The 24,003-nt window shown below is 59.9% G+C and carries 22 protein-coding genes; 14 read left to right on the plus strand and 8 right to left on the minus strand.

Features of this window, described 5'->3' with window-relative positions; genetic code table 11:
• Positions 1-170 precede the first annotated feature (170 nt).
• Positions 171-2,141, minus strand: coding sequence for an ABC transporter substrate-binding protein (locus tag D3Y59_RS06350; protein WP_162910598.1), 1,971 nt, complete (start codon positions 2,139-2,141; stop codon positions 171-173).
• A 288-nt stretch (positions 2,142-2,429) separates the two neighbouring features.
• Between D3Y59_RS06350 and D3Y59_RS06355 the strand changes: the two genes are divergently transcribed.
• The 6 genes from D3Y59_RS06355 (at position 2,430) to D3Y59_RS06380 (ending at position 10,340) form a co-directional block, all read left to right on the plus strand.
• Positions 2,430-3,860 (plus strand): NADP-dependent isocitrate dehydrogenase, encoded by a 1,431-nt coding sequence (locus D3Y59_RS06355; RefSeq protein ID WP_240410591.1) that lies wholly within the window; start codon positions 2,430-2,432, stop codon positions 3,858-3,860.
• Between the two features lie 207 nt (positions 3,861-4,067).
• Entirely contained in the window at positions 4,068-4,748 is a 681-nt protein-coding gene (locus tag D3Y59_RS06360) for a TetR/AcrR family transcriptional regulator (RefSeq protein ID WP_119444287.1), read from the plus strand.
• Between the two features lie 125 nt (positions 4,749-4,873).
• Positions 4,874-6,610, plus strand: coding sequence for a peptidase domain-containing ABC transporter (locus tag D3Y59_RS06365; RefSeq protein WP_119444288.1), 1,737 nt, complete (start codon positions 4,874-4,876; stop codon positions 6,608-6,610).
• Between the two features lie 104 nt (positions 6,611-6,714).
• Positions 6,715-8,115: an HlyD family secretion protein gene (locus tag D3Y59_RS06370; RefSeq protein WP_119444289.1), complete on the plus strand. Its 1,401-nt coding sequence runs from the start codon at positions 6,715-6,717 to the stop codon at positions 8,113-8,115.
• Positions 8,112-9,602: a TolC family protein gene (locus D3Y59_RS06375; protein WP_119444290.1), complete on the plus strand. Its 1,491-nt coding sequence runs from the start codon at positions 8,112-8,114 to the stop codon at positions 9,600-9,602. The genes D3Y59_RS06370 and D3Y59_RS06375 overlap by 4 nt, the downstream gene beginning before the upstream one ends.
• A 210-nt stretch (positions 9,603-9,812) precedes the next feature.
• Entirely contained in the window at positions 9,813-10,340 is a 528-nt protein-coding gene (locus tag D3Y59_RS06380) for a hypothetical protein (RefSeq protein WP_119444291.1), read from the plus strand.
• A gap of 129 nt (positions 10,341-10,469) precedes the next feature.
• On the opposite strand, the gene D3Y59_RS06385 is transcribed toward D3Y59_RS06380, so the two are convergent.
• The gene (locus D3Y59_RS06385; RefSeq protein ID WP_119444292.1) at positions 10,470-10,859 is read right to left on the minus strand and encodes a nuclear transport factor 2 family protein; all 390 of its coding nucleotides are present in this window, start codon (positions 10,857-10,859) and stop codon (positions 10,470-10,472) included.
• Between the two features lie 168 nt (positions 10,860-11,027).
• Between D3Y59_RS06385 and dgt the strand changes: the two genes are divergently transcribed.
• Positions 11,028-12,401: a dGTP triphosphohydrolase gene (gene dgt / locus D3Y59_RS06390; protein ID WP_240410555.1), complete on the plus strand. Its 1,374-nt coding sequence runs from the start codon at positions 11,028-11,030 to the stop codon at positions 12,399-12,401.
• Positions 12,402-12,782: 381 nt separating this feature from the next.
• Here dgt and D3Y59_RS06395 read toward each other — a convergent pair whose 3' ends face one another.
• Complete coding sequence (locus D3Y59_RS06395) at positions 12,783-12,980, minus strand: hypothetical protein (RefSeq protein ID WP_162910599.1); 198 nt, start codon at positions 12,978-12,980, stop codon at positions 12,783-12,785.
• A gap of 240 nt (positions 12,981-13,220) precedes the next feature.
• Between D3Y59_RS06395 and D3Y59_RS06400 the strand changes: the two genes are divergently transcribed.
• From D3Y59_RS06400 to D3Y59_RS06420, 5 genes are all read left to right on the plus strand, one after another.
• Complete coding sequence (locus tag D3Y59_RS06400; protein ID WP_119444295.1) at positions 13,221-13,745, plus strand: hypothetical protein; 525 nt, start codon at positions 13,221-13,223, stop codon at positions 13,743-13,745.
• Between the two features lie 128 nt (positions 13,746-13,873).
• On the plus strand, positions 13,874-15,187 hold the full coding sequence (gene hemL / locus D3Y59_RS06405) for a glutamate-1-semialdehyde 2,1-aminomutase (protein ID WP_119444296.1): 1,314 nt from the start codon (positions 13,874-13,876) through the stop codon (positions 15,185-15,187).
• A gap of 245 nt (positions 15,188-15,432) precedes the next feature.
• Positions 15,433-16,326 (plus strand): hypothetical protein, encoded by an 894-nt coding sequence (locus D3Y59_RS06410; protein ID WP_119444297.1) that lies wholly within the window; start codon positions 15,433-15,435, stop codon positions 16,324-16,326.
• 118 nt (positions 16,327-16,444) lie between these two features.
• On the plus strand, positions 16,445-16,981 hold the full coding sequence (dcd, locus tag D3Y59_RS06415) for a dCTP deaminase (protein ID WP_119444298.1): 537 nt from the start codon (positions 16,445-16,447) through the stop codon (positions 16,979-16,981).
• Between the two features lie 185 nt (positions 16,982-17,166).
• Positions 17,167-17,661 carry a hypothetical protein gene (locus tag D3Y59_RS06420; protein WP_119444299.1) on the plus strand — a complete coding sequence of 165 codons (495 nt, stop codon included), beginning with the start codon at positions 17,167-17,169 and terminating at the stop codon, positions 17,659-17,661.
• 81 nt (positions 17,662-17,742) lie between these two features.
• Here the strand turns inward: D3Y59_RS06420 and gldC are convergent, their stop codons facing one another.
• The gene (gene gldC, locus D3Y59_RS06425) at positions 17,743-18,081 is read right to left on the minus strand and encodes a gliding motility protein GldC (protein ID WP_119444300.1); all 339 of its coding nucleotides are present in this window, start codon (positions 18,079-18,081) and stop codon (positions 17,743-17,745) included.
• A 175-nt stretch (positions 18,082-18,256) separates the two neighbouring features.
• The gene (gene dnaN / locus D3Y59_RS06430) at positions 18,257-19,381 is read right to left on the minus strand and encodes a DNA polymerase III subunit beta (protein ID WP_119444301.1); all 1,125 of its coding nucleotides are present in this window, start codon (positions 19,379-19,381) and stop codon (positions 18,257-18,259) included.
• A 357-nt stretch (positions 19,382-19,738) separates the two neighbouring features.
• On the opposite strand from dnaN, the gene D3Y59_RS06435 reads away from it, so the two are divergent.
• Positions 19,739-20,182, plus strand: a complete 444-nt coding sequence (locus D3Y59_RS06435; RefSeq protein WP_119444302.1) for a BLUF domain-containing protein — start codon at positions 19,739-19,741, stop codon at positions 20,180-20,182.
• Between the two features lie 83 nt (positions 20,183-20,265).
• Here the strand turns inward: D3Y59_RS06435 and D3Y59_RS06440 are convergent, their stop codons facing one another.
• Together D3Y59_RS06440 and D3Y59_RS06445 are read right to left on the minus strand one after the other, a co-directional pair.
• Positions 20,266-21,210 (minus strand): PAS domain-containing protein, encoded by a 945-nt coding sequence (locus D3Y59_RS06440; RefSeq protein WP_119444303.1) that lies wholly within the window; start codon positions 21,208-21,210, stop codon positions 20,266-20,268.
• Positions 21,211-21,237: 27 nt separating this feature from the next.
• On the minus strand, positions 21,238-21,615 hold the full coding sequence (locus D3Y59_RS06445) for a hypothetical protein (RefSeq protein ID WP_119444304.1): 378 nt from the start codon (positions 21,613-21,615) through the stop codon (positions 21,238-21,240).
• 331 nt (positions 21,616-21,946) lie between these two features.
• Between D3Y59_RS06445 and D3Y59_RS06450 the strand changes: the two genes are divergently transcribed.
• A complete protein-coding gene (locus D3Y59_RS06450) occupies positions 21,947-22,219 on the plus strand; it encodes a hypothetical protein (RefSeq protein ID WP_119444305.1) in 273 nt (90 codons plus the stop codon).
• 32 nt (positions 22,220-22,251) lie between these two features.
• Here the strand turns inward: D3Y59_RS06450 and gldG are convergent, their stop codons facing one another.
• A complete protein-coding gene (gldG, locus tag D3Y59_RS06455; protein WP_119444306.1) occupies positions 22,252-23,994 on the minus strand; it encodes a gliding motility-associated ABC transporter substrate-binding protein GldG in 1,743 nt (580 codons plus the stop codon).
• Positions 23,995-24,003: the final 9 nt, after the last annotated feature.

The raw sequence follows: 24,003 nt of genomic DNA on the forward strand, positions 1-24,003 counted from the left end.
TTTAGAACAAGTCCAAATACGCCGCAAAGGTAAAAGCGAGTTCCAACTGCCACAAACTTTATTTAGATTAATTCTAATTAGTCCGAATTAACTGTTCAGCATCAGCGCAAAAAAGCCGCTACGGGCGGTAGCGGCTTATGCCGGGGCCGTTGCGCCGTACGAGGCTGGCCTTAGCGCAAGCCCACGGGGTTTTGCACTTCTACCTCAAGCCGCTCCAGCTTGGTGATGGGCACGTACTGGTTGTCGTGGGCTTGGTTGGAGTATCCGATGCCCTGGAACAATACGCCCGAAATCGGGCCGGAATTGGCCAGCTGCTGCTGAAAGCCCGGCCCGTTTTGATGCAGCTGCGACCCAAAGTAGTACAGCAGCTCGAAGCCCGTGGCGGCAAACACTGAAGGCGGAATGTTTTGCTGCTGCGTGTACAATTGCCGAAAGCGCCGCACGCCGGGCAGCGTAGCATCGAGGTGCTTGGGCTGCACAAAATAGATGTCGCGGCGGTCGAGCTGACCTAGGCTGATGCTGGGGTTGTCGAGCCACGAAGCGTAAGCCAGCAAGGGTGCTGTGAGGCCCTGGCTTTGCATAACACCTAGGGCATATGGCCCGGCCTTACGGTGGTCTGAAGCCACCACCAAATGGCCGGCACTTTTCAGATCGACGCCCCCAAAACCTGCGTTCAGCGACTCGGGGTTGTTCGAGTCGATGCGGCGTACGCCCAGTACGCGGCCTCCCAGGCTTTCGTAGGCGCGCTTGTAGGCTTCGGCAAATGCGGCTTCGTCCTTATTGTCCTCATGAAAGATAACAGCCGGGCGCCCACCTAGGCTGCGGTAGGCGTACTCGGCGGCCAGCCGCCCTTGCGTGGCCAGGCTCGGCTCGAACAGGTAGTACCAAGCGTTGTCCTGCACCAAGGCGCCGTCCTGCGACAACGGGTTTACGGCCACAATCTGGTTTTGCTGAGCATAACGCGCCAGGATTTTTGCCCCGGATTTGTATACCGGCCCGACGATCATATCCATCGAAGCCAGCTCGGGCAAGGCCAGCACTTGTTTCAGGCCCAGGGTATCGGCGCCGGTGTCGTAAGCAAACAAATTCAGGCTGCGACCCTCGCGCTGCAACGAGTCGGCCGCCAACTTCAGGCCTGCGTACAGGTCGGTAACAAACTGTAGGCGCCGGCGCGTTTCCCAGCTCGGGTCGTCGAATTCAAAGGGCAGCAGCACGGCTACGTTGTAGCTGCTTTTGCGCTGCGCCCGCGGGCGCGGCGTGTAGCGCGCCCGATCGAGGCTGAATTGCTTGACCACTTGCTCCAGCTGCCCACGGTCGGCATCGGTATAGAGGCCACCAAACACCAGTTGCTCGGCGTAGGCGCGGGCCACGGTGGTATCCTGCGGGTAGCGGCGCACCAGGTTTTGCCACAAGGCTTTGTCGCGCAGGCGGGCCAGGTAAGTAGCTTTCATGGCTTGCTGCTGGGTGCGTAGCTGGCCAGCGGGTATTTCGCCCAGCACGCGCAGGGCGTTGTCGGCCTCGCCTTGCTCAAACGATACCTGCGCCTGCAGAAAATACGCCTCGCTCAGGCCCGGCCACTGCGGGTACTCGGTGCGCAGCAGGTTTAGCATTTGCTCGGCCTCGGCCCACTTGCGGGCGCGGGTAGCCGCCACGGCGTAGAGGTACGCGGCCTCGGGGCCGCGGCTATACTTAGCTGCGGGCGGGGTAAGCGGCAGCAGTTCGTCCATGGCCAGCTCGAAGCGGCTTTGGTCGATGAGCGTTTTGCCGTTGCGGTAGCGCGTATCAGGGTCGGAGGAGCCTAGGTTGGCTGGCAAGGGCGGAGCTGGCTTGGCTGCCGGAGCCGCCGCAGGAACCACAGCCGGCTTGGCCGCGGAGGTGCTCGTTGCAGTGGCGGGCTTGGCGGCCGGCTTGGACACAGCGCCACCTGCCGGCGGCACCGCAGCTTTGCCGGCCGGGGCGGCTTTGCCGGTGGTGCTGGGGGCAGTGGCGTTGCTTGCGGCAGCCCCCGGTTTCGGAGCAGGGCTGGCCGGCTTGGCAACGGCGGGCTTGGCCGCGGCCGGCTGCGTACGGGCCGGCTGCTGCGCCACGCACGGCATCACCAACCAAGTAGCTACTGCAAGACAAGCAAAAGAAAACCGCATATATAACTGAGTGGGCAAAAGAGACCTGAAAAGCACCGGCGCGAGCAGGCCGGCGGGCAAAGGTACGTAGTTGCGCTACCCAACGATACAAGCTCGGCACAGCAACTATTTTACCTGATAGTAAAACTATCATTACAAAAAGCTTGTATATATTGCGTCGTCATTTCACACCCAGCTATGTTGCACTCTACTTTGAACCCGACTCCTGAACTTTCCTCCGCCGGTCTCGATCGGCCGCAGCCCACGCCCATTACCGTAGCGGCTGGCGACGGCATCGGCCCGGAAATCATGACGCAGGTGCTGCGCATCCTGAAAGCGGCGGGGGCATCGTTGGCGCCGCAGTTTATCGAGGTAGGCGAGCAGTTGTACCGTTCGGGCCACAGCTCGGGCATTGCGCCCGACGCCTGGGACTCTTTGCACCATACCCGCGTGCTGCTGAAGGGCCCGATTACCACGCCCCAGGGCGGCGGTTACAAGTCGCTGAACGTAACGCTGCGCAAAACCCTGGGCCTCTACGCCAACGTGCGCCCGTGCCGCTCGCTTGCGCCGGCCGTTAGCTCGTTGCACCCCAAGCTGGATGTGGTGATTATCCGCGAAAACGAGGAAGACTTGTACGCCGGCATTGAGCACCAGCAAACGCCCGACGTGGTGCAGTGCCTAAAGCTGGTTACCCGCTCGGGCTGCGAGCGGATTGTGCGCTACGCCTTCGAATACGCCCGCAACCACGGCCGCCGCAAGGTAACGTGCATGACGAAGGATAACATCATGAAGCTGACCGACGGGCTGTTTCACCGCGTGTTCGACGAAATCGGCCGCGAGTACCCCGATATTCAGCAGGAGCACCAGATCATCGACATCGGCACGGCCCGCTTGGCTACGCAGCCCGAGCGCTACGACGTGGTGGTGACGCTGAACCTGTACGGCGATATTATTTCGGACGTGGTAGCCGAGCTTACGGGCTCGGTGGGCTTGGCTGGCTCGGCCAACATCGGCCGCGACTGCGCCATGTTCGAGGCCATCCACGGCTCGGCCCCCGACATTGCCGGCCAAAACATTGCCAACCCCTCGGGCCTGCTGCAAGCGGCCGTGCTGATGCTGCAGCACCTAGGGCAAACCCAGGCCGCAGCCCGCGTACAAAACGCCTGGTTGTGCGCCCTCGAAGACGGCCTGCACACCGCCGATATTTACCGCCCGGGCCACAGCGCCGAGCTGGTAAGCACCAAAGGTTTTGCCGATGCCGTGGTAGCACGCCTAGGTCAGGAGCCCAGCAATTTCCAGGGGCAGTCTATCAGCACCGGCCTAAACCCCACGCCCGCTGCTGCCACCACCACGCCGTCGGCTACGGCCCCCGCAAAAGCCGAGCCCGTGCAGCAGTTGGTGGGCGTCGATATCTTTTTGCGCTGGCAGCACGGCACGCCCACCAACTTGGGCGAGCAGCTAACGGCCATGGGCGGCGAGCGGCTGAAGCTGAAGCTGGTAACCAACCGCGGCGTGAAAGTGTACCCCGATGGCCAGCCCGAAACCTACTGCACCGACCACTGGCGCTGCCGCTTTGTGGCCCCGGGCTCGGCTCCCGAAATCGGCTACGGCCTTGTGCCTTTCATCGATGTGCTGGCGCTGCAACACCGCCTCACCGATGCCGGCCTCGAAATCGTGAAAACCGAAAACCTGTACCTGTTCGACGGAGTACGCGGCTTTTCGTTGGGCCAAGGCGAATAGCGCCGGCATTAACAAAATTTTAAGATCAGCTTAATCTCAGCTTAAGCTTGTGTGCCGCCCTTTGCAGGCGAAAATGAAGAGGAGCGGCTAGTAGCCCGGCAGCGGGGGCCAGCCCCCGCTGCTGTTCTTCGCGCACGCCGCCAAAGTATCCCGGTTGCTTAGCGCGCCGGCTGAGGTGTCAGCCCCCTTCATTGCCACATCCCGCTTATGTTTACTACCCTCCGACCCGAGCTTAACGAAAAGCTCTTTTTGCGCGACCCGCAGGAAACCGACCTAGGCCGCAAAATCATTCAGGTAAGCGTGCAGCTAATTGATGAGCTGGGCTTCGAGCAGTTTACCTTCAAGAAACTCGCCCAACAAATCGGCTCCACCGAGGCCTCGCTTTACCGCTACTTCGAAAACAAGCACCGCCTGCTGGTGTACCTGGTTTCGTGGCACTGGGCGTGGCTGCGCTTCCAAATTCGGTTTCATACCCACAACATTGCCGATGCCGAAGGGCGCCTGCGCCTGATTCTGAGCATCATTACGCGGGCCCACCGCGACCACGCCGCCACCACCGACCTCGACGAAGCCGCCCTGTACCGCATTGTGGTAACGGAAGCCTCCAAAACTTACCTGACCAAGGAGGTTGACGAGGTAAACCGCGACGGTTTTTACCGCGAGTACAAGCGCCTGGCGGCCGATATCGTGTCGGTAGTGCAAGAGATTAACCCGGCCTACCCCTACCCAAACTCCCTCGTGAGCACGCTGATTGAAACGGCCCGCAAGCAGCTGTTTTTTGCCCAGCACCTTCCTTCCCTCAGCGACGCCACCGACGCCAACAAGGTCGAATCGCAAATCCTGTATTTCCTCGAAAGCCTCGCTTTTTCGGCACTTCGGCAACAATAAGCCGGTCTGTTCGCTTTAGTAGGGCCCGTAGGTGCCCTAACTGTTGAACTGCGTTGCCGCGCAGTGCTTCGCACCTCGCCACTTTAACCACCAGCCGGCCCGCGCCGGCAACTGCTTACTACCACATGGCCGATTCGCAGCCCTACGCCTCGCTTACGCCGGGCCAACGCTTGTGGCGCCTGTTGGGCGCCGAGCGCCGCGACATCACGTACCTGTATGTATACGCCGCCTTGGCGGGCGTTATCAACCTCTCGCTGCCGCTGGGGGTGCAAAGCGTCGTCAACTTCGTGTCGAGCGGCGCCGTGAGCACCTCGCTCGTTGTGCTCATTCTGTTTATCGTGCTGGGCACGCTCGTGGTGGGCGGCTTGCAGGTAATGCAAACCTACCTCGTGGAGTTTGTGCAGCAGCGGCTGTTTGCCCGCGTGGCCTTCGATTTTGCCGTGCGCCTGCCGCGCGTGCGCACCGAGGCCCTAGGTGGCCAGTACCTGCCCGAGCTCATGAACCGCCTGCTCGACGCGCCCACCCTGCAAAAAGGCCTGGCCACGCTGCTGCTCGAGTTTACGGCGGCCGGTCTGCAAATCCTGTTCGGGCTGGTGCTGCTGTCGTTCTACCACCCCATCTTCATTGCGTTTGGCTTGCTGTTGGTGGGCTTGCTGGCGCTGCTGCTGCGCGCCACCGGGCCCAAAGGCCTCAGCACCAGCCTCACCGAGTCGAAGTACAAGTACCGGGTAGTGGCTTGGCTCGAAGACGTGGCCCGCACGGTGCACACCTTCCGGCTGGCGCCGCGCCGCCCCATCGTAATCAGCCGCACCGACGATTTGGTGGGCGGCTACCTCACGGCCCGCCGCGGCCACTTCAAAGTGCTGCTCACGCAGTATTTCGGCTTTGTCGCGTTCAAGGGCCTGATTACGGCTGCCCTGCTGATGATTGGCTCGTGGCTGCTCATCAACAAGCAAATCAACATCGGGCAGTTTGTGGCGGCCGAAATCGTAATCATTCTTACCATCAACGCCGTCGAGAAGGTGCTCATCAAGCTCGACGTGCTCTACGATGCGCTTACCTCGCTCGATAAAATTGGCCACGTGCTCGATCTGCCGCTGGTGCCCGACCAAACCGGTGCCGGCCTGGAGCTAAACAACACGGGCAAGGGCTTGGGCGTGGAGCTGCGCGACGTGCATTACCAGTACCCCGATAGCCGCAGCCCCGTGCTCGAGGGCATCTCGTTGAACCTGACGCCCGGCGAACACCTAGGGCTGGCCGGTTTCGATGGCTCGGGCAAAACCACGTTGCTGCGCGTGCTGGCCGGCTTGTTGCACGACTACACCGGTGTAGTAGCCTACGACAGCATTGCCCTGCGCGATTTGTCGCCGGCGGCGCTGGGCGCGGCCGTGGGCGAGAACATCTCGCACCAGCACTTGTTTTCGGGCACGGTGCTCGAAAACATCACGCTCGATCAGCCCAACATCAGCCCCGCCGACGTAACGTGGGCCTTGGAGCTGGTGGGCCTGCGCGACTACTTTTTCGCCCGCCCCGACGGCCTAGCCACGGCCCTAGGTGCCGGAGTACCCGTGGCTGACTACGTGCGCCAAAAGCTGCTGCTGGCCCGCGCCTTGGTGCGCCGCCCGCGCTTGCTGTTGCTCGATCAGTTTTTGCCCAACGTGGAGCCCGCCGAGCGCCTGCGCGTGATGCAACGCCTCGTGGACAAGGAACACCCCTGGACGCTTGTAGTGGCGTCAAACGACCCGCGCCTGCTGTCGTTGTGCCCGCGCACCGCGCTGATGCGCGACGGCCGCTTGGTGGTAGACGGCCCATATGCCCAAGCCGCCCAAGAACCCGAATTGCGCGCCCTGCTGGCCCAGTAAATTTCATCTTCATGGAGCACTTGCCCGAACCAACTCCGCCGCTCCTGCCGTTGCCGGCAATGCGTGCCCTGGTGGGCTGCTCCCCTTCATACTGCTATTAACCCATGCCCTTCGCTGAGCATCCAAGTCCCGAAACCCACCCCTCGGCCGGCGTTTTCCGCTCCTTCGAGATGGTGCAAACGCCTTCGGCCGGCCGCACCCTGGCCCGCTGGTGCGCCGGGCTAAGCCTGGGTATCCTGCTGGCTGGTTTTCTGCCCTGGACGCAGAACATCCGCTCGGGCGGTACGCTTACCACCCTGCGCCCCCAAGACCGCCCCCAAACCGTGCCCAGCACCATTGCCGGCCGCATCGAGCGGTGGCGCGTGCGCGAGGGCCAGTTGGTGAAACGCGGCGACACCCTCGTGGAAATTGCCGAAATCAAAGACAAGTACTTCGACCCGCAGCTGCTGGCCCGTACCCGCGAGCAGTTGGCGGCCAAGGAAGGCTCCTTGCGCGAAAACGTCGCCAAAGGCCAAGCCCTCGAAGCCCAGCAAACCGCCCTGCGCGCAGGTTTGCAGGTGAGTTTGAGCAAGGCCCGCAACAAGGTGGAGCAAACCCGCCTAAAGCTGAACAGCGACCAAGCCGAGCTGCAAGCCGCTAACAACGACTTCGCCATTGCGCAGCAGCAGCTGCAGCGCCAAGAGGCCTTGTACCGCCAGGGCCTGAAGTCGCTGACCGAGCTGGAGCAGCGCCGCCTGAAGTTTCAGGAATCGACGGCCAAGCGCCAGTCGGTCGAAAACAAAGTGGCCGCTACCCGCCAGGAGCTGCTGAACGCCGAGCTGGAGCTGAACTCCTTGCAGGCCGAGTACCAGGACAAACTGGCCAAATCCGAATCGGACCGCCGCAGCACGCTGGCGTATCAGTACGATACCGAGGGCCAGATTTCGAAGATGCGCAACGAGTACGCCAACATCAGCATCCGCTCGGGCTTTTACCGCATTACGGCTCCGCAGGATGGCTACGTGGTGCGCGCCCTGAAGGCGGGCTTGGGCGAGATGGTAAAGGAAGGCGAATCAATTGTGACGGTGATGCCCGACAAGCCGCAGCTGGCCGCCGAGTTGTTTGTGCAGCCCATGGATATTCCGCTGTTATCGGTGGGCCGCAAAGTGCGCCTGCAGTTCGATGGCTGGCCCGCCCTGGTGTTTTCGGGCTGGCCGGGCACCAGCTTCGGTACCTTTGGCGGCGTAGTGGCCGTAATCGACAACCTCGACTCGCAAGGCCGCTACCGCATTCTCGTAACCCCCGACCCCGAAGACGAAGCCTGGCCTAAGCCGCTGCGCGTGGGCTCGGGCGTGTACGGCTGGGCCCTGCTCGACGACGTGCCCATTTGGTACGAGCTGTGGCGTCAGCTCAACGGCTTCCCGCCCAACTTTGTGGGCTACGGCGGCGGCGACACCAAAGGCGACAAAGCCAAAGGCACCAAAGACAAATCGGCTAGCAGCACCTCCGAAGAAACCGAGATATGATACCCAAGCGCCGATTTTGGCTGACCACGCTGCTTGGCGCTGCGCTGCTCGGAACCACCGCCACGGCCCTGCCCACCCCGGCAGCGGCGCAGGTACCTAGGGCCGCTCCGCAGCCCGCCGATACCAGCACCGTGTTTACCCTAGGTGATTTGCTCACGATGGTGGGCGAGCAGCACCCCGTAGCGCGCCAGGCCGGCCTGCTGCCCGAGCGTGCCCGCCAGGAGGTACGCCAGGCCCGCGGCATGTTCGACCCAGCCGCCAGCAGCAAATTTTACCGCAAAGAGTTCGGCGGCAAAGACTACTGGAACCTCTGGGACAACACGCTGCGCGTGCCCACTTGGTTTGGCCCCGATGTACGCCTTGGGTACGAGCGCAACGTGGGCCCGCGCATCAGCCAGCAAGACGCCACCCCCAACGCCGGCCTCAGCTACGTGGGCTTGTCGTTGCCGCTCGGCCAAGGCCTGCTGATTGACGAGCGCCGTGCCGCCGTGCGCCAGGCCCAGGCGTTGGTAAACCTGGCCGAGGCCGAGCGCATTGGCGCCCTCAACAAGCTGCTGCTCTCCGCCGTGAAGGAGTACTGGGACTGGACCTTGGCCTACGAGCGCCGCCGCCTGCTGCAAACCAACCTGCAGTTGGCCGAGGTGCGCTACAACGCCGTGCGCGAGCGGGTGCGCCTAGGTGATTTGGCCGCCATCGACTCGGTGGAGGCCCTTACCGAGCTGCAAAACCGCCGCGCCCAGCTGGTGCAAGGCGAGGTAGAGTGGCAAAACGCCACGTTGGTGCTCAGCAATTTTCTGTGGGATGCCCAGCAGCGCCCCCGCGAGCTGCCCATTACCGTGCGCCCGCAGCCGCTGCCGCCCGCCCAGGCGTGGTCGGCACCGCCCAATGTACCGCTCGAAACCCTGGTGGAACAAGCTCGCCAGCAACACCCCGAGCTGCTGAAAGCCCGCGCCAAGCTGGGCCAGCTGGAGGTGGAGCGCCGCCTGGCCCAAAACAAGCTGCTGCCCAAGCTTTCGGTTGATTACAACCTGCTGATGACCGGCCGGCCTTACAACCCCGAAATGGGCTACGGCCCGGCACCCGTATTCAACAACAACTACAAGCTGGGCGTAAGCTTTGCCTACCCGCTGCTGCTGCGCCAGGAGCGCAGCAAGCTGCAAATCACCCAGCTGAAAATCCGCGAAACAAACCTGGGCCTCGAGCAAACCACCCGCGAAATCGACACCGGCGTGCGCACCGTGGCCAACGACCAGCGCGCCCTAAGCCAGCAGTTGCAGGTGCAGGAGCAAGTGGTAGCCAACGCCGAGCGCCTGCGCAACGGCGAACAAATTCGCTTCGAAAACGGCGAGAGTTCGGTGTTCCTGCTCAACTCGCGCGAGGCGTCCCTCCTCTCAGCACGCATCAAGCTAGCCGAGTTGCAAGCCAAATACGCCCAAACCCTGGCGGGCCTGCGCTTCGCGTCGGGCTCCGCACCGATTGCGGAGTAATTAGCACCTAGGCATAAATGAAAAGCCCGGCAGTTTATGGCTGCCGGGCTTTTCTGTTGCTAGTTGATCACCCGCTGGCCTGACGCGAAAAGCCGTAAACTTCTGATGGAGATATGAGAAGGTGCAAGAGGGCGTTTTCGGATAGTGCTAAATAACTAAACCATGGGACAAAGCCACTGCTTTAGCTTACCCAGATATTGCCAAATTGCCATGACTCAGCAAAAGCCATTCGATGCATTGTACCTGATTAAACCAAGCTGCTTACTTTTCTTCATGGTGTTTTCTGCTTGCTCGAACAAGCACCTTAATAGTTCCATCTGTAACAATCAAGAATTTATAACCAAGCACTTCAGTCACAGCACATTCGCTCAAAGGAAGAAAGGGACTTTATTGTTTTTTACTACTTATCGCAGCAACTGTTCTAACGAATTTATTTTAGAACTGAAGAATCAGCAGTATTCGCTTTTGCGAGACTCGCTGGAATACGTGCCGGATGCTGTGACACCAGCAAACGTGTGTAATTATGTAGCGTCTTTGCAGCGTGAGCTAGACTCCTTGCAAATCAGGGAATACATTGGCGAACCAGATGGTCTTGGAACAAGGATGGTGTTATACATGGAAGACGGCAGTATGATCTTCCAAACCGAGGAAGTGACGCGCATCACCTACTACAGGACTTTGAAGAACATCAGCCAAGCACGATATCTCTGCAACAATTGGTACTTAGGAAGATATTAGTCTTGGTCAAAACGGTCTTGAAGCAGCGTTTTGGTAAATACAGGTTATCATAACGCAACTTATCTACTCCACCAAATCCTCAATCCGGCTGATACTGCTCCGGCAACGCACGTTCGGGCGTTTGGTCATTCAGGCAATAGAGCTTACCTGCCATCGACCATCGGCGTGCACAAACTGAATGCTGTTGATGCCCACAATATCGGGCTCTACGGAGCCGGGCGTAAACCGTGCCTCATAAGTGCTAAAGCGGTGGGCCACTTTGCCGAACACCTCGGTGGTGTGTTTAACTTCGGTTTCCTCGAAGCTCGTGAATTTGCCAGCGGCTAGGTTCGCCTCAATGCTACTGATAAAGGCATCGAGCGTGAGTAGCTGTGGCTCGGCGCCGTTGGCATTTATTAGGATGGCCTGGGGCAGAAAGATGCGGCGCATCAGGCGGAAGTTGGGCCGCTTGCCGGGGCCAAAACTAATGCAGTCGTACAAATCGTGCACCACGGCGTTGAGTTCGGTGAGCAGCAGCATAACCGGGCATAGTTTAGCGGTGAAGCACAGGACACAAGCAGGCCGAGCGGGGCCCAGTTCAGTACTGCGCTCCGTGTACGCACAACTGCCCGCCTAGGTGCTTTGTGCTTGCTTGCAGCGTTATATCTTGTGGGCTGCATGAAGCTCGCCTCCTCCTCTCCCGCCCCCATGACTTGGGAACGGCTGCTCTCGCGCCGCCGCTACCCCGAGCAGCCGCAATTGCACGTGGTGTCCGACGCTGCGCCTGTGCGCGGCGCCTTCGTGGCCGATTACGACCGCGTGGTGTTCAGCTCAGCCTTCCGCCGGCTGCAGCGCAAAACCCAGGTGATGCCCATGCCCGAAACTGACTTCGTGCACACGCGCCTCACGCACTCGCTCGAAACCGCCTGCGTGGGCCGTTCCCTAGGTCGGATGAGCGGCCGCCTGCTGATGGAGCAAGACGAGGAACTGGCCCAGCAACTCCCCTACTTCGACGCCGACTGCGGCGACATTGTGGCCGCCGCCTGCCTGGCCCACGACATCGGCAATCCGCCCTTTGGTCACTCCGGCGAAGATGCCATTTCCAGCTACTTCCGCTCGCCCGCGGCCGAGCCGTTTGTGCGCGTGCTCAGCCCCGCCCAACGCGCCGACTTGCAAAACTTTGAGGGCAACGCGGCCGGGTTCCGAGTGCTTACCCATACCTACGCGGCGCATAGCTCGGGTTCGGCTGGGTTGGGCCTTACCTACGCCGTGCTGGGCGCTTTCACCAAGTACCCGCGCCCCTCCGTGGTCGAGGACCACGATAAAACCGGCGGCGTAAGCGAGAAAAAGTACGGCCACTTTCAAACCGAGGCCGAGCGTTTTCGGCACGTAGCCCACGACCTAGGGCTGCTGCCCAAATCCGACGAAGCCGGCTTTTACCACCGCCACCCGTTGGCCTTTTTGGTAGAGGCCGCCGACGACCTCTGCTACCGCATCATCGATTTTGAAGACGGTTTAAAGCTCGGCCTCATTCCGCACCACGAAGGCCTGGAGCTGCTCCGCGATATGCTGGCCGACGACCCCTCGCGCCCCCGCAGCGTAGAGTGGCGCGATTGGCGCGAAGAGCTGGGCTACGTGCGCGCCCGCCTCATCGGCAAGCTGGTAGCCGAAGCGGCCCAGCTGTTTGCCCAACACGCCCCGGCCATGCTGCGCGGCGAGTACGATGCGAGCCTGATCAAGGAGCTAAGCTGCTGGCACGAGCTGCAGCAAGTAGCCCTGCTCTCGGTGGAGCGCCTGTACCGCAGCCGCCCCGTGCTGCAAATCGAGGCCGCCGGTTTCGAGGTACTCGGCGGCCTGCTCGATGCCTTTCTGCACAGCATCTTCGACCCGGCCGCCAGCCCTAGGTCGCGCAAGCTCCTCGACCTGATACCACCGCAGTTTCGGGCGGTAGGTCCGCAGTTGGGCTTATCGGCCTACGAGCAAATCATCCTGCTCACCGACTACGTGGGCTCCCTCACCGACCAGAACGCGCTTGGCCTCTACCGCACCATCAAAGGCATCGATTTGCCGAAAGGGTTTTAGGCATATGCGCCGTTCCGGCAGTTGTCATTGCGAGCCAAGCGAAGTAATCGGTCCTGGGCAGGGCACAACCGTTCACTCAGCAGCAACCGAAAACTGGCTATGCGCAATAACTACCGCTTTGCTGTACAGGCAGAGGCCTTTTCCAAGTAAGTACAAATGGTAGCAGGCCAATGCCTATGAGTAGCCCGCCCACGATACCATGTCTGGCTTGCATTGAGAAATCCTGAAATGGCCAGCTTAACAGGCTAATTGCTTGCAAAACCGCTTCTTGCTTTTCGTAATGCGTCTGCGAAATGATGATGCAAAACACAAATAAAAGCAGTGGAATCATCCGGCTTTCTTGCCGATTCCATATCACCAAACCCGAGAGCAGACAGCTCATTAAAACTGTAATCCCCAAGCATAGAGTGAGGCTGCTAACATTTCTGATAGGACAGCCGCAATATCCTCTTGTGGTCTTAGCTTGAGAACGGACTGGTAAAACCTCTCAACCCAGCCCTGTTGATACGCCTTTAGCAAAGGAACAAAGCGAATAAACCCGAGTATTCGTGCACCCAGCACCAGAAAAGGAATGCTCATGCAGTGCATGGCAAGTAGCCTCCAGTTTATACCTCTGAATCAGATAGGCATGTATTACAACAGTATTGCGGCGAAAGTAAAAAGCTGCTCCCTACGCATCGGCTAACCGCCTTTACCGATGCTGCCCACCGACCACAACGCGCTGAGCCGCACCTTTAAATATATCGGCTTGCCGAAGGGGTTTCAGCATGACAGTAAAGTAGATTTTGTTTGTACCATTATGCATAGAACGGTAGACAAATGAGCCCGAAAATGTACGACGGCGTATTCCAGCGGCACTACCTCGCTGAGCACTGGCACAAAGGAATAGTATCTGCTTTAGCTATCTGGTTGCCGGCTTTCTTAGCAGTTCGTGGTTTGCTGATCGATTCAACTGAGGTAGCAATTGGGTTTGCCAGCGTTGTAAGCACCGTATTTCTGCTAACCGTGATTACACATTACGAAGGATTTTCGGTTGACCTTGCGAAGGGTAACTACAGGAGGTACACCTGGGTTGCCGGGTTACGCTTCGGAAAATGGCACCCCTTGCCCAAAGTAGTGCTGGTTAAGGTTCGTGCAATGAGGAAAAAACACGCTCTTCCTTTGGATACAGTTCCCGTGCCCATTGGAGTTGTCGCAACCGAGCACGTTTGGCAGGTATTGCTGAGCGTTGAGCAATCGATGGTAGGCATTGTTGCCGCCAATACGCGAAAGGCAAAGGCTATCGGCATTGCCCACCAATTGGGCGCCCTACTATGCACCGATGTCGTTTGCGAAGAAGGGTAGGTACTTGGCACGCCAACCAAAACCGTCTTCGCGTTTGTCCTAAACTCAATCGGCGTTACCCGAATCAGCGCTTTACCTTTGCCTGTACTTCGGCGGGACAAACTGCGCCCGCCCGTTGTTACCACTCTATGCAGCAAGCAACCGACCTCAACCTCGCTACCAGCGACCAGCTTTTCACCCGCGCTAAAGATCTGATTCCCGGCGGCGTTAACTCGCCCGTACGTGCTTTCCGTGCTGTGGGCGGCCACCCCGTGTTCATGAAATCGGCGCAGGGTGCGTGGCTGACCGACGTAGACGGCAACCGTTACCTCGATTTTATCAACTCGTGGGGCCCGATGATTTTGGGCCACGCTCCGCAGATCGTGCTGGAAGCTGTGCAGCGTGCTTTGCCCGATTCATTGTCGTTTGGTGCACCTACGCGCCGCGAGGTTGAAATGGCCGAGCTGATTTGCGACATGGTGCCCAGCGTAGAGAAAGTGCGTTTGGTAAATTCCGGCACCGAGGCCACTATGTCGGCCATTCGGGTAGCCCGCGGCTACACCGGCCGCGACAAAATCCTGAAGTTTGAAGGCTGCTACCACGGCCACGGCGACTCGTTCTTGATTTCGGCTGGCTCGGGTGCCCTCACCCTAGGTACGCCCGATTCGCCCGGCGTAACCGAGAGCGTTGCCAAAGACACCCTTACGGTGCCCTACAACGACCTAGGCGCCGTGGAGCAGGCCATTACTGCCAACCCGAACCAAATTGCGGCCATCATTCTGGAGCCCGTGGTGGGCAACATCGGGTTGGTGCCGCCCGCCGACGGCTACCTGCAAGGCTTGCGCGAGCTGTGCACCAAGCACGGCATCGTGTTCATTTTCGATGAAGTGATGACGGGCTTCCGCTTAGCCCGCGGCGGTGCCCAGGAGCTGTTCGGCATTCAGCCCGACATGACGACCCTAGGTAAAATCATCGGCGGTGGCATGCCGGTGGGTGCCTACGGCGGCCGCGCCGAAATCATGGATCAGGTAGCCCCTGCCGGCAAGGTGTACCAAGCGGGCACGCTCTCGGGCAATCCCATTGCCACGGCCGCAGGCATGGCGCAGCTGCGCTACCTCAACGAGCACCCCGAGGTGTACGAGCAGCTCGAACGCACCAGCGCCCGCCTCGCCGAGGGCACCTACGAAATTGCCGCCGAGCTGGGCCTCAACTACACCGTAAACCGCGTGGGCTCGATGTGGAGCGTATTCTTCACGCAGCAGCCCGTAACCGACCTGGCTTCGGCCAAAACCTCCGACCTGGAGGCGTTCGGCCGCTACTTCCGGGCCATGCTCAACCGCGGCGTGTACCTAGCCCCGTCGCAGTTCGAGGCCCTGTTTGTGAGCACCGCCGTAACCGACGACCTCGTCGACTTCTACCTGAGCGCCTGCCGCGAGTCTATGCGCGAGGCGCACGGCTTGTAAGTTCCTCTATAGCCTGTCATCCTGAGTGAAGCGAAGGACCTTACCACGCGAGATAGTAATTACTACCTAGGCGTGATAAGGTCCTTCGCTTTGCTCAGGATGACAGGCGAGAGCAAGATGACAGATAAAGGATAACAGCCACATCAGCACCAAATTCCGCCCGCTCCGGCAAGGAATCAAATAAAGCGCTCCATCAATAGGCTCAGCAGTTTACCTTTGCCCGGAAAACTGTTTGCCTGTTGCCCATGCCTTACCGTTACCGTTTTGGGTTTTGGAGCTTGCTGCTAGTGCTGCTGATTGTGCCGATGGGGTTGCGTGCCCAATCCGAGAACACCGCTGCGCAAAACAAGCAACTCTTCGACCGCGCCGTAGACGAAATCAACTTCCGCACGATGGAAACCGTCTACGACAAGTCCTTTACGCGCCGCAAGTACCCCGTAACCCTGCGCACGGCCAAAGCCCGCAAGGAGTTCGACGACTACGCCGGCCGCGACGACCTGAAAACGCTGTTCCGCAACTACAACAGCGTGGCCGAGCGGTACAAACAACGTTTCGGCAAAGGCCGCACCGATTTAGCCGAGTTTGAAAAGCAGCTGAACAGCGTGCTGGTCGACCGCAACTTCGAATTCTTCATCCGGGTGCTCCCGCGCGACGAGCGCGTGGCGCTTATTCACTCGCTGCAGCGCTACATCAAGCAAGCCAGCGCCCAGTTCAACGCCTCCCAGGACCCCGCCCCCGAGGAGCTGATGGCCGATGCGGCCAACGTCCCCCCCGCCGATGTGGATGCCCAGGCCGAAGAGCCTACTGCCAAGCCGCTCGAAGATCCGCAGCCCAGCCCCGAAGAACTCACGGAGCCCACCCCGAGCACCCGGCCCACCGGCCGCACCTTCGGCGAAACCGCCCCGCGCCCCGCGCACGATTGGCTCGACTACACCACGCTGCTTTGCTCGGTGTTTTCGCTGGCCCTGATGCTGTACCTCACCATGTCGGTTATTCCGGGCATGCGGGCTCAGATAGAGGCCCTCGGCGCCCAGCCCGACTACGAGGAGGAAACTGCCGACGAACCTGCCGAGGGTGCCCCCAAACGCCGCACCGCCATGGTGCTGCCCACCGACCGATACGAAGACGACGAAAATTAATTAATAATGAACAATTAATAATGAATAATTAAGGCCTAAGAAGGGCATTCGTGCTACTTCTACTCTGCGTCAATTATTCATTACTAATTGCTCATTATTAATTATTAATAGACCATACATGATTCTTACCGACGAGCAAATTCTGGCCGAGATGGAGCGCGGCACCATCGTAATTGAACCGTACGACCGCGCTTGCCTGGGCACCAACTCCTACGATGTGCACTTGGGCCGCTACTTGGCCACATACCGCGACCACGTGCTCGACGCGCGCAAGCACAACCAGATTGACGTGTTTGAGATTCCGGAAGAAGGCTTCGTGCTCACCCCCGAAACCTTGTACCTGGGCGTAACCGAGGAGTACACCGAAACCCACGCGCACGTGCCTTTCTTGGAAGGCAAAAGCTCTGTGGGCCGCCTCGGTATCGACATTCACGCCACGGCAGGCAAAGGCGACGTAGGCTTCTCGAACACTTGGACGTTGGAAATCAGCGTAACGCAGCCCGTACGCATTTACCGCGGCATGCCCATTGGCCAGCTCATCTACTTTGCGGTGGAGGGCGCCATCCAAAATTACTACAACCGCAAGCCCAACGCCAAGTACAACCAGCGCACCGACAAGCCCGTGGAGTCGATGATGTGGATGAACAAATTTTAGGCAATCGCCTGAGGATGAACCGGCTGGCTTTTTGCACGTATGTAGCAAAGCCAGCCGGTTGCGTTTTCGCTAGTTTGCAGCCGAAGGCCGAACTGCCTGGCACACTTTTTCGTTAGGGAAAAGCGTAGGCTGCTTCGGCGCCCCAAACATTGTTTCAGCGGCTTCGGCCCTCAATAATATTTGCCATGACTACCATTAAGATGATTGCAACGGTTGTGCTGGCATCGGGTATGGCACTCGGTGCGCAGGCGCAGCAACCTTCTGCCAAAAAGAACCCCGTTGTGCAACAGCGCGCCGAGCGGTTATCGAACCAGATGGCCCGCGAGTTGCGCCTTAACAACTACCAAACCACCCGGCTGCGCGCCATCAACGACGATAAAGTAGCCAAAATGGCTGCCATCGAAACGCGTTACGCCGGCAACAGCAAGCTGATTGACGAGCAGTGCCAAGGCGTGTGCCGCGAGCGTGACCAAGAGTTGCGCGCCGTACTCACTACCGAGCAGTACAGCGACTACTACGGCCGCCGCCCTGTGTACTACAAGTACGACAAGGACTACGCCGCCCAGGCCACCGATATTATGCTGGTAAAAGCCGTGCAAAACCCGCTGCCGGCCAGCGCTAAAGGCGCCACCATTTCGCAAACCAAGGACGACAGCAAGCCCGCTCCGCGCAGCCGCTAGCCGGTCAGTTTCATCATAGAAAAAGCCCTCTTGGCAGCTGCCAAGCGGGCTTTTTTGGTGTAGCACCTAGGCTTAAACCTCTTACTTCTGGTTGCGCTCCTCCTGCTCCACGTGCTGGGCCAGCTCCCGACCTAGGGCCCGCAGCTTGGCACCCATGTACTCGTCGTTGGTGGCAGCCACAATGCTTTCGGCCAGCGAGCCGATCATGTCCACGTAAAAACGCTTCATCTCGTTCACGGGCATCTCCTTGGTCCAGAGGTCAATCTTCATGGTACCCTGCTGCTCCCGGTCCCAGATGCTGACGTTCATGGCCTTGGCAAAGTGAATATCGGCGCCGGCATCGGTGGCGCTCCAGCTGATGGCCTCCGGAATCTTCTGGTCGTCGAGGGCAATGCTGAAGCGGATTTCAGATTTTTTCATGGCAAAAAGACGGTTGAAAGTCGTCCGGTAAGTGGCGAGTAAAAAACGGCTGTCATCCTGAGCCCAAGCGAAGGACCTTTTCACGCCCGAACAACACGGGGCTGGGTAGTTACTATCCGACGTGAGAAGGTCCTTCGCTTGGGCTCAGGATGACAGATGTATTGCTGGCGTACGATTACACGTAATTGTTGAGCATCACCGGCATCACGAGCATCAAAATGTTCTCGTTGTCGTCGGCTAGGGTCGGCATCAGCAAGCCGGCGCGGTTGGGCGTGCTTAGCTCGAGGGTGATTTCCTCTGAGTCGATGTTCGAAAGCATTTCAATGAGGAAACGCGCGTTGAAGCCGATTTCCATGTCCTCGCCGTCGTACTGGCAGGGCAGTTTTTCGTTGGCTTCGTTCGAGAAATCGAGGTCTTCAGCCGAAATCGTCATTTCCGAACCGGCCAGGCGCAAGCGCACCTGGTGCGTGGTTTTGTTCGAGTAAATGGCGATGCGCTTCACCGAATTCAGGAACTGGCCGCGGTCGATGATGAGCTTGTTCGGGTTCGAAACCGGAATAACGTTCTCGTAATCGGGGTACCGCTCGTCAATCAGGCGGCACACAAGGCGCATCTGGTTGAACGAGAAGAACGCGTTCGACTGGTTGAACTCCATGCGCACGGTGGTAGCCTCGGAGGGCAGCGCACCCTTCAGCAGGTTAAACGCCTTGCGCGGGATGATGATGTTGGCCGTTTGGCCGGGGTTCACGTCTTGGCGGCGGTAGCGCAGCAGGCGGTGCCCGTCGGTAGCCACAAACGTGGCCTGCCCGTCGGCCAGTTGCACCAAAATGCCGGTCATGGCGGGGCGCAGCTCGTCGGTGCTAACGGCGAAGATGGTTTTGTTGATGGCCCGCTGCAGCGCCTGCGACGGAATTTCGACCGGAGCCGAGCCTTTTACCACGGGCACGCGGGGAAAGTCGGTAGCGTTTTCGCCGGCTAGCTTGTAGCGGCCGTTGGCCGAAGAAATTTCGATGCCATACGTCTCCTCGTCGATGGTGAAGGTTACCGGCTGGTCGGGCAGGTTCTTCAGGGTGTCGAGCAGAATGCGGGCCGGGGCGGCGATGCGGCCGCTTTCGCGGGCCTCCACCGGCAGCTCGGTAATCATGCTCGTCTCCAGATCGGAGGCGGTAATTGTCAGCTTCCCGTTCTCAATTTCAAACAGAAAGTTCTCTAGGATGGGCACCACGGGGTTGTTCGTGACGACACCATTAATGCTCTGGAGCTGCTTAAGCAACGCCGAAGACGAGACGATGAACTTCATACAGGGGTTTGGGAAGGGTTCTGACGGTAGAGAGCAAAGATAGGAAGCCTGCGGAGAGTTTTCAGAAAGTAAAAACACTGCCCGCACCCGTTTTGCGCAGGCAACGGCAGGCCTGTGGTCGGCGACGCGGCTTAATGTAGGCCAAGGAAACAAAATAACCTCGACAATATCCCAACCTTTCCCGGTTTGCCGCGGTAAAAGGCCAAATAACATATGAATAGCGCTATACACCAGGCCTAGTCCACAGGATTTTTGCAGGCCGACGGTGAAAAAACAAGCTATTTTTGTGTTATTGAAAAGCCACACCGCGTATCCGCCTACGGTTGCTTGCCGCCACCTGTGCCAATTGTTCATCGCATGAGTCTTCCCCGTCTCCACCACTTGGTTTACCAAAGCTCCGCCACCCGCGAGCTAAGCGAGCTGGAATTGCAGGACCTGCTGCAGCAGTCGCGGGCCTGGAACGCGGCGCACAGCCTTACGGGCATGCTGCTTTACAGCCAAGGCAACATTTTGCAAGTGCTGGAAGGCCCGGCCGACGAGGTGCACTACATTTTTGAGCGCATCAGCCGCGACTGCCGCCACCACAACATTACCCGGCTGGCCGACGGACCGGCGGAGCAGCGCTACTTTTCTGACTGGACGATGGGTTTTCAGGCCATTCGCCCGGAAGAATACGCCAAGCTAACCGGCTACCGCAACCCCTTGGCCGATGCCTACCTGGCCCCCAGCCCCGACGACGAGGCCGATTCGTTGCACTTGCTGCTGAGCACGTTTGTGCGCCGCGAGGCCATCCTCATCTGACCTTTTTCCCTAGGTACCAATGCGCCGCGGGGCGCCCAGGGCACATGGCCCCGGGCGCCCCGCGGTTTGATGGGCCGTTGCACCTAAGAAGCGGCGGGCGCCGAGCCGTTGAGCTGAGCCTCCAGGGCAGCAATGCGCCCGGCTTGCTCGCGCACCAGGCGTTCCAGCTCTAGGTTGCGGAAGGCCACTTTGCTTTCGAGGTCGGCGTAGGCGCGTTGCAATTCGTCTTCGCGGGCGCGCAGCATCTGTTCCACCATTTTTTGCTTGTGGATGTCGGTGCAGGTGCCAAACCATTTGAGCACTTGCCCGTTGGCATCGCACATGGGCATGGCCCGGCCCAGGTACCAACGGTAGGTGCCGTCGTGGCGCCGAAAGCGGTACTCCACCTCGTACAGCTGCTGGGTACGCAGCGAGTTGGTCCAACGCTCCAGGCAGCGGCCGAGGTCGTCGGGGTGAATAACGGGTTCCCAGCCCCACTCTTTGGTTTGCTCCAAGGTTTGGCCCGTGTAGTCGAGCCAGCGCTGGTTGAAGTAGGTAACACCGCCGTCGGGCCGGGCTATCCAGAGAATTTCGGACACGGTTTCGGCCAGAAACAGAAACTCCTGTGCCCGCTGCTGCAACTGGGCTGTTTCTTGATGCGCCTCGGTGATGTCGCGGCTGGCGCCCTCGAAACGCACGGGCTCCCCGGTGGTGGGGTGGCGGCGCACGCGCCCGGTCGAGCGAATCCAGCGCACGGTGCCGTCGGGCCAAACCACACGGTACTCCCTAAAATAACGGCCCGGCCCGCTGGGGTCGAGGGTAGCTTCGATGTTGCGTTGCACGTTCGCCCGGTCGTCGGGATGAATGGCATTGAGCAGATCCGAAAGGGTCACGGGTTTGTCGGCGGGCAAGCCGTAGAGCAGCTTGCATCGTACCGACCACGCCAGCACGCGGCTGGGCAATTCCATCTCCCACACCCCTACACCTGCCGCTTCGAGCACCGACTCGAGGCGGGACAGTTCGGCAACCGGATCGGTATTCGTATGCATAATAAAGTAGCCTAGTACTGGCCCGGATTACGGATGGGTTAATTCAATTTCGAGCCCCGATTGAAAATACAAAGTTAGCAGACGACGTGCGCCATCGTGGCTGCGGCGCATGCGCGTAATTAGGGCTTGGGAGGTGCCGTGGGCCAGTTGCATCACCAAATAAGGCTGGCTAAGAAAACTACTGCGCTCCAACGACCACGTGCCAGCCAACTGGGTGCCACCGCTTTGCGTGGCTAAGTGCAGGGCTTCGGCGCTGAGGAGCACCTGCTCGGCTTCGGCCCAACCCGGCTCGGGGCGGCGGCCGTCGCGGCGGCTTACCACGCGCCACCCCACGCACAGGGGCTCGGGTGTGAGTGTCTGCAGGTTAAGATCGTAATATAAGTCTTGGCTAATAAATTCTAACACGGGCAGCAAAGAAGCGCGTAATTTGGCCGCGTCAAACCATTTTGAACTTCACCATACGACCAGAAGCCACCCGCGACCGTAAGTACCTATGAGCTGTCACACCCAAGACGTACTTACCATGAGCTCGAGCCCACGTGCGACTTCACCTGACGCGCTGCCGCCAGCCACCTCCGAGAATTCGCAAGAATTGGATGCCGTGCTGACCGAGGCGAGTTTAGGTAATACAAAAATAGGAGAAAGTATTACAGATGCGCAACCGTCAGGGCCAGGTTCTGCCAATAACCTTAGCACAACGGGCGGCCGCGTTGGCCGCCCGCCCCGCACCGGCGCAGTGCCCGTTACGTGGTCGGTGCGCGGGGTAGAGCGCGAAACCCGCGACGCTTTGGAGCAGGCTGCGCGGCAGTTGGGCAAAACCTTGGGCCAGTACCTCAACGACGAAGTACGGCAGTTTGCCCTAGGGCAGGCCGAGCTGGAGGCAGCGTCGTCGGCGGAGCAAGTACGCGTGTTGAAAGAGCAAGTACAGCACTTGCGCGAACTGGTGGAAAACCTGGCCGCGCTGCTGGGCACCCGGCCCGAGGCACCTGCCCAGCCGCCACGCACCTAGGGCATTGGTGCCAAGGCCCTAGGTGCGTAGGCCTACTCGCTGGCGAAGGAGGCGTACTTGCGCTTGCGCAGCCAGGCGCGCACCAACCCAAAGCCGGCCAGCAGCGCCAGCGGAGCGCCTAGGTTTAGTAGCTGCCATTTGCTCTTCTCGGAGTTCACCTTCACCTTGTCGAGCGGGCGCAGGGTGATTTCTTTGCCGCGCACCGAAATCAGGCCGGTTTCGTCGAGCAGGTAATCCACGGCGTTCTGCACCAGTTCGCGGTTGGCAAAGCGGGTGGTAGCCAGGCGGTCGAAGCCCAGGGGTACGGGGCGGCCGGTTTTGGGGTCCACGTCGTTGCGCACCAAGTCGCCGTCCGACACGAGCACGATTTTGCCGGGCTTGGCTTGCGGGCTTTGCGCCGGCACAAATTGCGAGGTTCCGGGCTTGGTGCGGTTGGCAAACAACGAGCGGAACTGCCCTTCGAGCAAGTAGCCCACGGGCTTGGGGCCGCTGGTGTAGAGCTTGGGGTCGGCGGGCAGGCGGGCGTCGTTCAGGTTGATGGGCACGGGCGCGGGCAGCACGCGGGTGTAGCGCGAGGTGTACATCAGCGGTGTTTTGCGGATGCCCTTGGCCTTCACTGTATCAATGGTGCTCACAAACTTCAGGTACACCGCATCGAGGTTGCGTACGATGGGGTGCGGGCTGTAACCGTTGACAATAGGGTAAAACTGCCACGGCATGGGCTCAACGTTGGGCTTGTTGCCCGTCATGCCCGTTACCAGCGGAATCAGCCCCGAATTGATGTCCAAAATCAGGTCGCCGTTGACGCGGGCACCGTAGGTGAACAGCAAGTCGGTGAGGTTCAGATCGAGAGGGAACGAGAGCATGCCGCCGCGGTTGGCGCTGTCGAGGTTCACGCGCATGGCATCCACGAAGAACAAGGCCCGGCCGCCTTCGGTGATAAACTTATCGAGCTTGTATTTCTCCGGCTCGGTGTAAGCGCGCTCGGGCTTAGCCACAATCACCGCCGAAAGCGACTTCATGTTCTGCTCGGTTACCTTGTTCAGGTCGATGCGGTACACGTTGTGGTCGCGCTGCAAGGTGGCAATCAGGTCGTAAAGCTGTGCGTTGTCGGGCTCTCCGTGGCCTTCCACAATGCCGATGAGCTTGCGCTGGCCCGGCTCCAGGCGCCGGATGGCACTGGCCAGCTCGTATTCCAAGCCTTCGATGCTTTGGTTGAGGCGCACATCGGGTGGGGCGGCCTGGTTGCCGCGCAGCAGCAGCACGTTTTCTTCGCGGCTGCCCACCGTAACGGTAGCCCACGGGAAGATGATCTTCTCGACGCGCTTGCCGTTTTCGTTGGCCCCTAGGTTGGTTGGGTTCAGTCCTTTCTGAATGAGGCGCTGGTACTCCTTCTGGCGCTCGGCCTCGGAAGTTGCGGCCGAAGGGTCGACGAACACGTAGCGCAGCTTGGTGCCGGCGTGTACCTGCATTTCGTCGAGGGTTTCGCGCGTGGCTTGTGACAAGCGACGGAAGGCTGGCGGAAAGTCGCCGGCCAGGTATACCGTAACGGTTACGGGCTCGGGCATTTGCTCCAGCAGCTGCTCCGTTGCCGGCGACATGCTGTAGCGTTTGTCCTCGGTGAGGTCGAGGCGGAAAAAGAACTGCTGCCCGATAAAGTTGAGCAGTACCAGACCTAGGATAATGAAGCCGAAGCGCAGCAAATCGCGCTGCTTGCGCGAGGCCGGAGCGGCAGCGGTAACGGGTGCGGGCGTGGCGGCGGGAGTTGTTTCCATGCGTCAGAG

Source organism: Hymenobacter oligotrophus, from assembly GCF_003574965.1.
Classification (GTDB): Bacteria; Bacteroidota; Bacteroidia; order Cytophagales; family Hymenobacteraceae; genus Solirubrum; species Solirubrum oligotrophum.

Excerpts from the sequence above, each read along its gene's own strand:
- D3Y59_RS06350 (WP_162910598.1), bottom strand. The coding sequence starts at position 2,141 with ATGCGGTTTTCTTTTGCTTGTCTTGCAGTAGCTACTTGGTTGGTGATG.
- D3Y59_RS06355 (WP_240410591.1), top strand. The coding sequence starts at position 2,430 with ATGACGCAGGTGCTGCGCATCCTGAAAGCGGCGGGGGCATCGTTGGCG.
- D3Y59_RS06360 (WP_119444287.1), top strand. The coding sequence starts at position 4,068 with ATGTTTACTACCCTCCGACCCGAGCTTAACGAAAAGCTCTTTTTGCGC.
- D3Y59_RS06365 (WP_119444288.1), top strand. The coding sequence starts at position 4,874 with ATGGCCGATTCGCAGCCCTACGCCTCGCTTACGCCGGGCCAACGCTTG.
- D3Y59_RS06370 (WP_119444289.1), top strand. The coding sequence starts at position 6,715 with ATGCCCTTCGCTGAGCATCCAAGTCCCGAAACCCACCCCTCGGCCGGC.
- D3Y59_RS06375 (WP_119444290.1), top strand. The coding sequence starts at position 8,112 with ATGATACCCAAGCGCCGATTTTGGCTGACCACGCTGCTTGGCGCTGCG.
- D3Y59_RS06380 (WP_119444291.1), top strand. The coding sequence starts at position 9,813 with ATGACTCAGCAAAAGCCATTCGATGCATTGTACCTGATTAAACCAAGC.
- D3Y59_RS06385 (WP_119444292.1), bottom strand. The coding sequence starts at position 10,859 with ATGCTGCTGCTCACCGAACTCAACGCCGTGGTGCACGATTTGTACGAC.
- dgt (WP_240410555.1), top strand. The coding sequence starts at position 11,028 with ATGACTTGGGAACGGCTGCTCTCGCGCCGCCGCTACCCCGAGCAGCCG.
- D3Y59_RS06395 (WP_162910599.1), bottom strand. The coding sequence starts at position 12,980 with ATGAGCATTCCTTTTCTGGTGCTGGGTGCACGAATACTCGGGTTTATT.
- D3Y59_RS06400 (WP_119444295.1), top strand. The coding sequence starts at position 13,221 with ATGAGCCCGAAAATGTACGACGGCGTATTCCAGCGGCACTACCTCGCT.
- hemL (WP_119444296.1), top strand. The coding sequence starts at position 13,874 with ATGCAGCAAGCAACCGACCTCAACCTCGCTACCAGCGACCAGCTTTTC.
- D3Y59_RS06410 (WP_119444297.1), top strand. The coding sequence starts at position 15,433 with ATGCCTTACCGTTACCGTTTTGGGTTTTGGAGCTTGCTGCTAGTGCTG.
- dcd (WP_119444298.1), top strand. The coding sequence starts at position 16,445 with ATGATTCTTACCGACGAGCAAATTCTGGCCGAGATGGAGCGCGGCACC.
- D3Y59_RS06420 (WP_119444299.1), top strand. The coding sequence starts at position 17,167 with ATGACTACCATTAAGATGATTGCAACGGTTGTGCTGGCATCGGGTATG.
- gldC (WP_119444300.1), bottom strand. The coding sequence starts at position 18,081 with ATGAAAAAATCTGAAATCCGCTTCAGCATTGCCCTCGACGACCAGAAG.
- dnaN (WP_119444301.1), bottom strand. The coding sequence starts at position 19,381 with ATGAAGTTCATCGTCTCGTCTTCGGCGTTGCTTAAGCAGCTCCAGAGC.
- D3Y59_RS06435 (WP_119444302.1), top strand. The coding sequence starts at position 19,739 with ATGAGTCTTCCCCGTCTCCACCACTTGGTTTACCAAAGCTCCGCCACC.
- D3Y59_RS06440 (WP_119444303.1), bottom strand. The coding sequence starts at position 21,210 with ATGCATACGAATACCGATCCGGTTGCCGAACTGTCCCGCCTCGAGTCG.
- gldG (WP_119444306.1), bottom strand. The coding sequence starts at position 23,994 with ATGGAAACAACTCCCGCCGCCACGCCCGCACCCGTTACCGCTGCCGCT.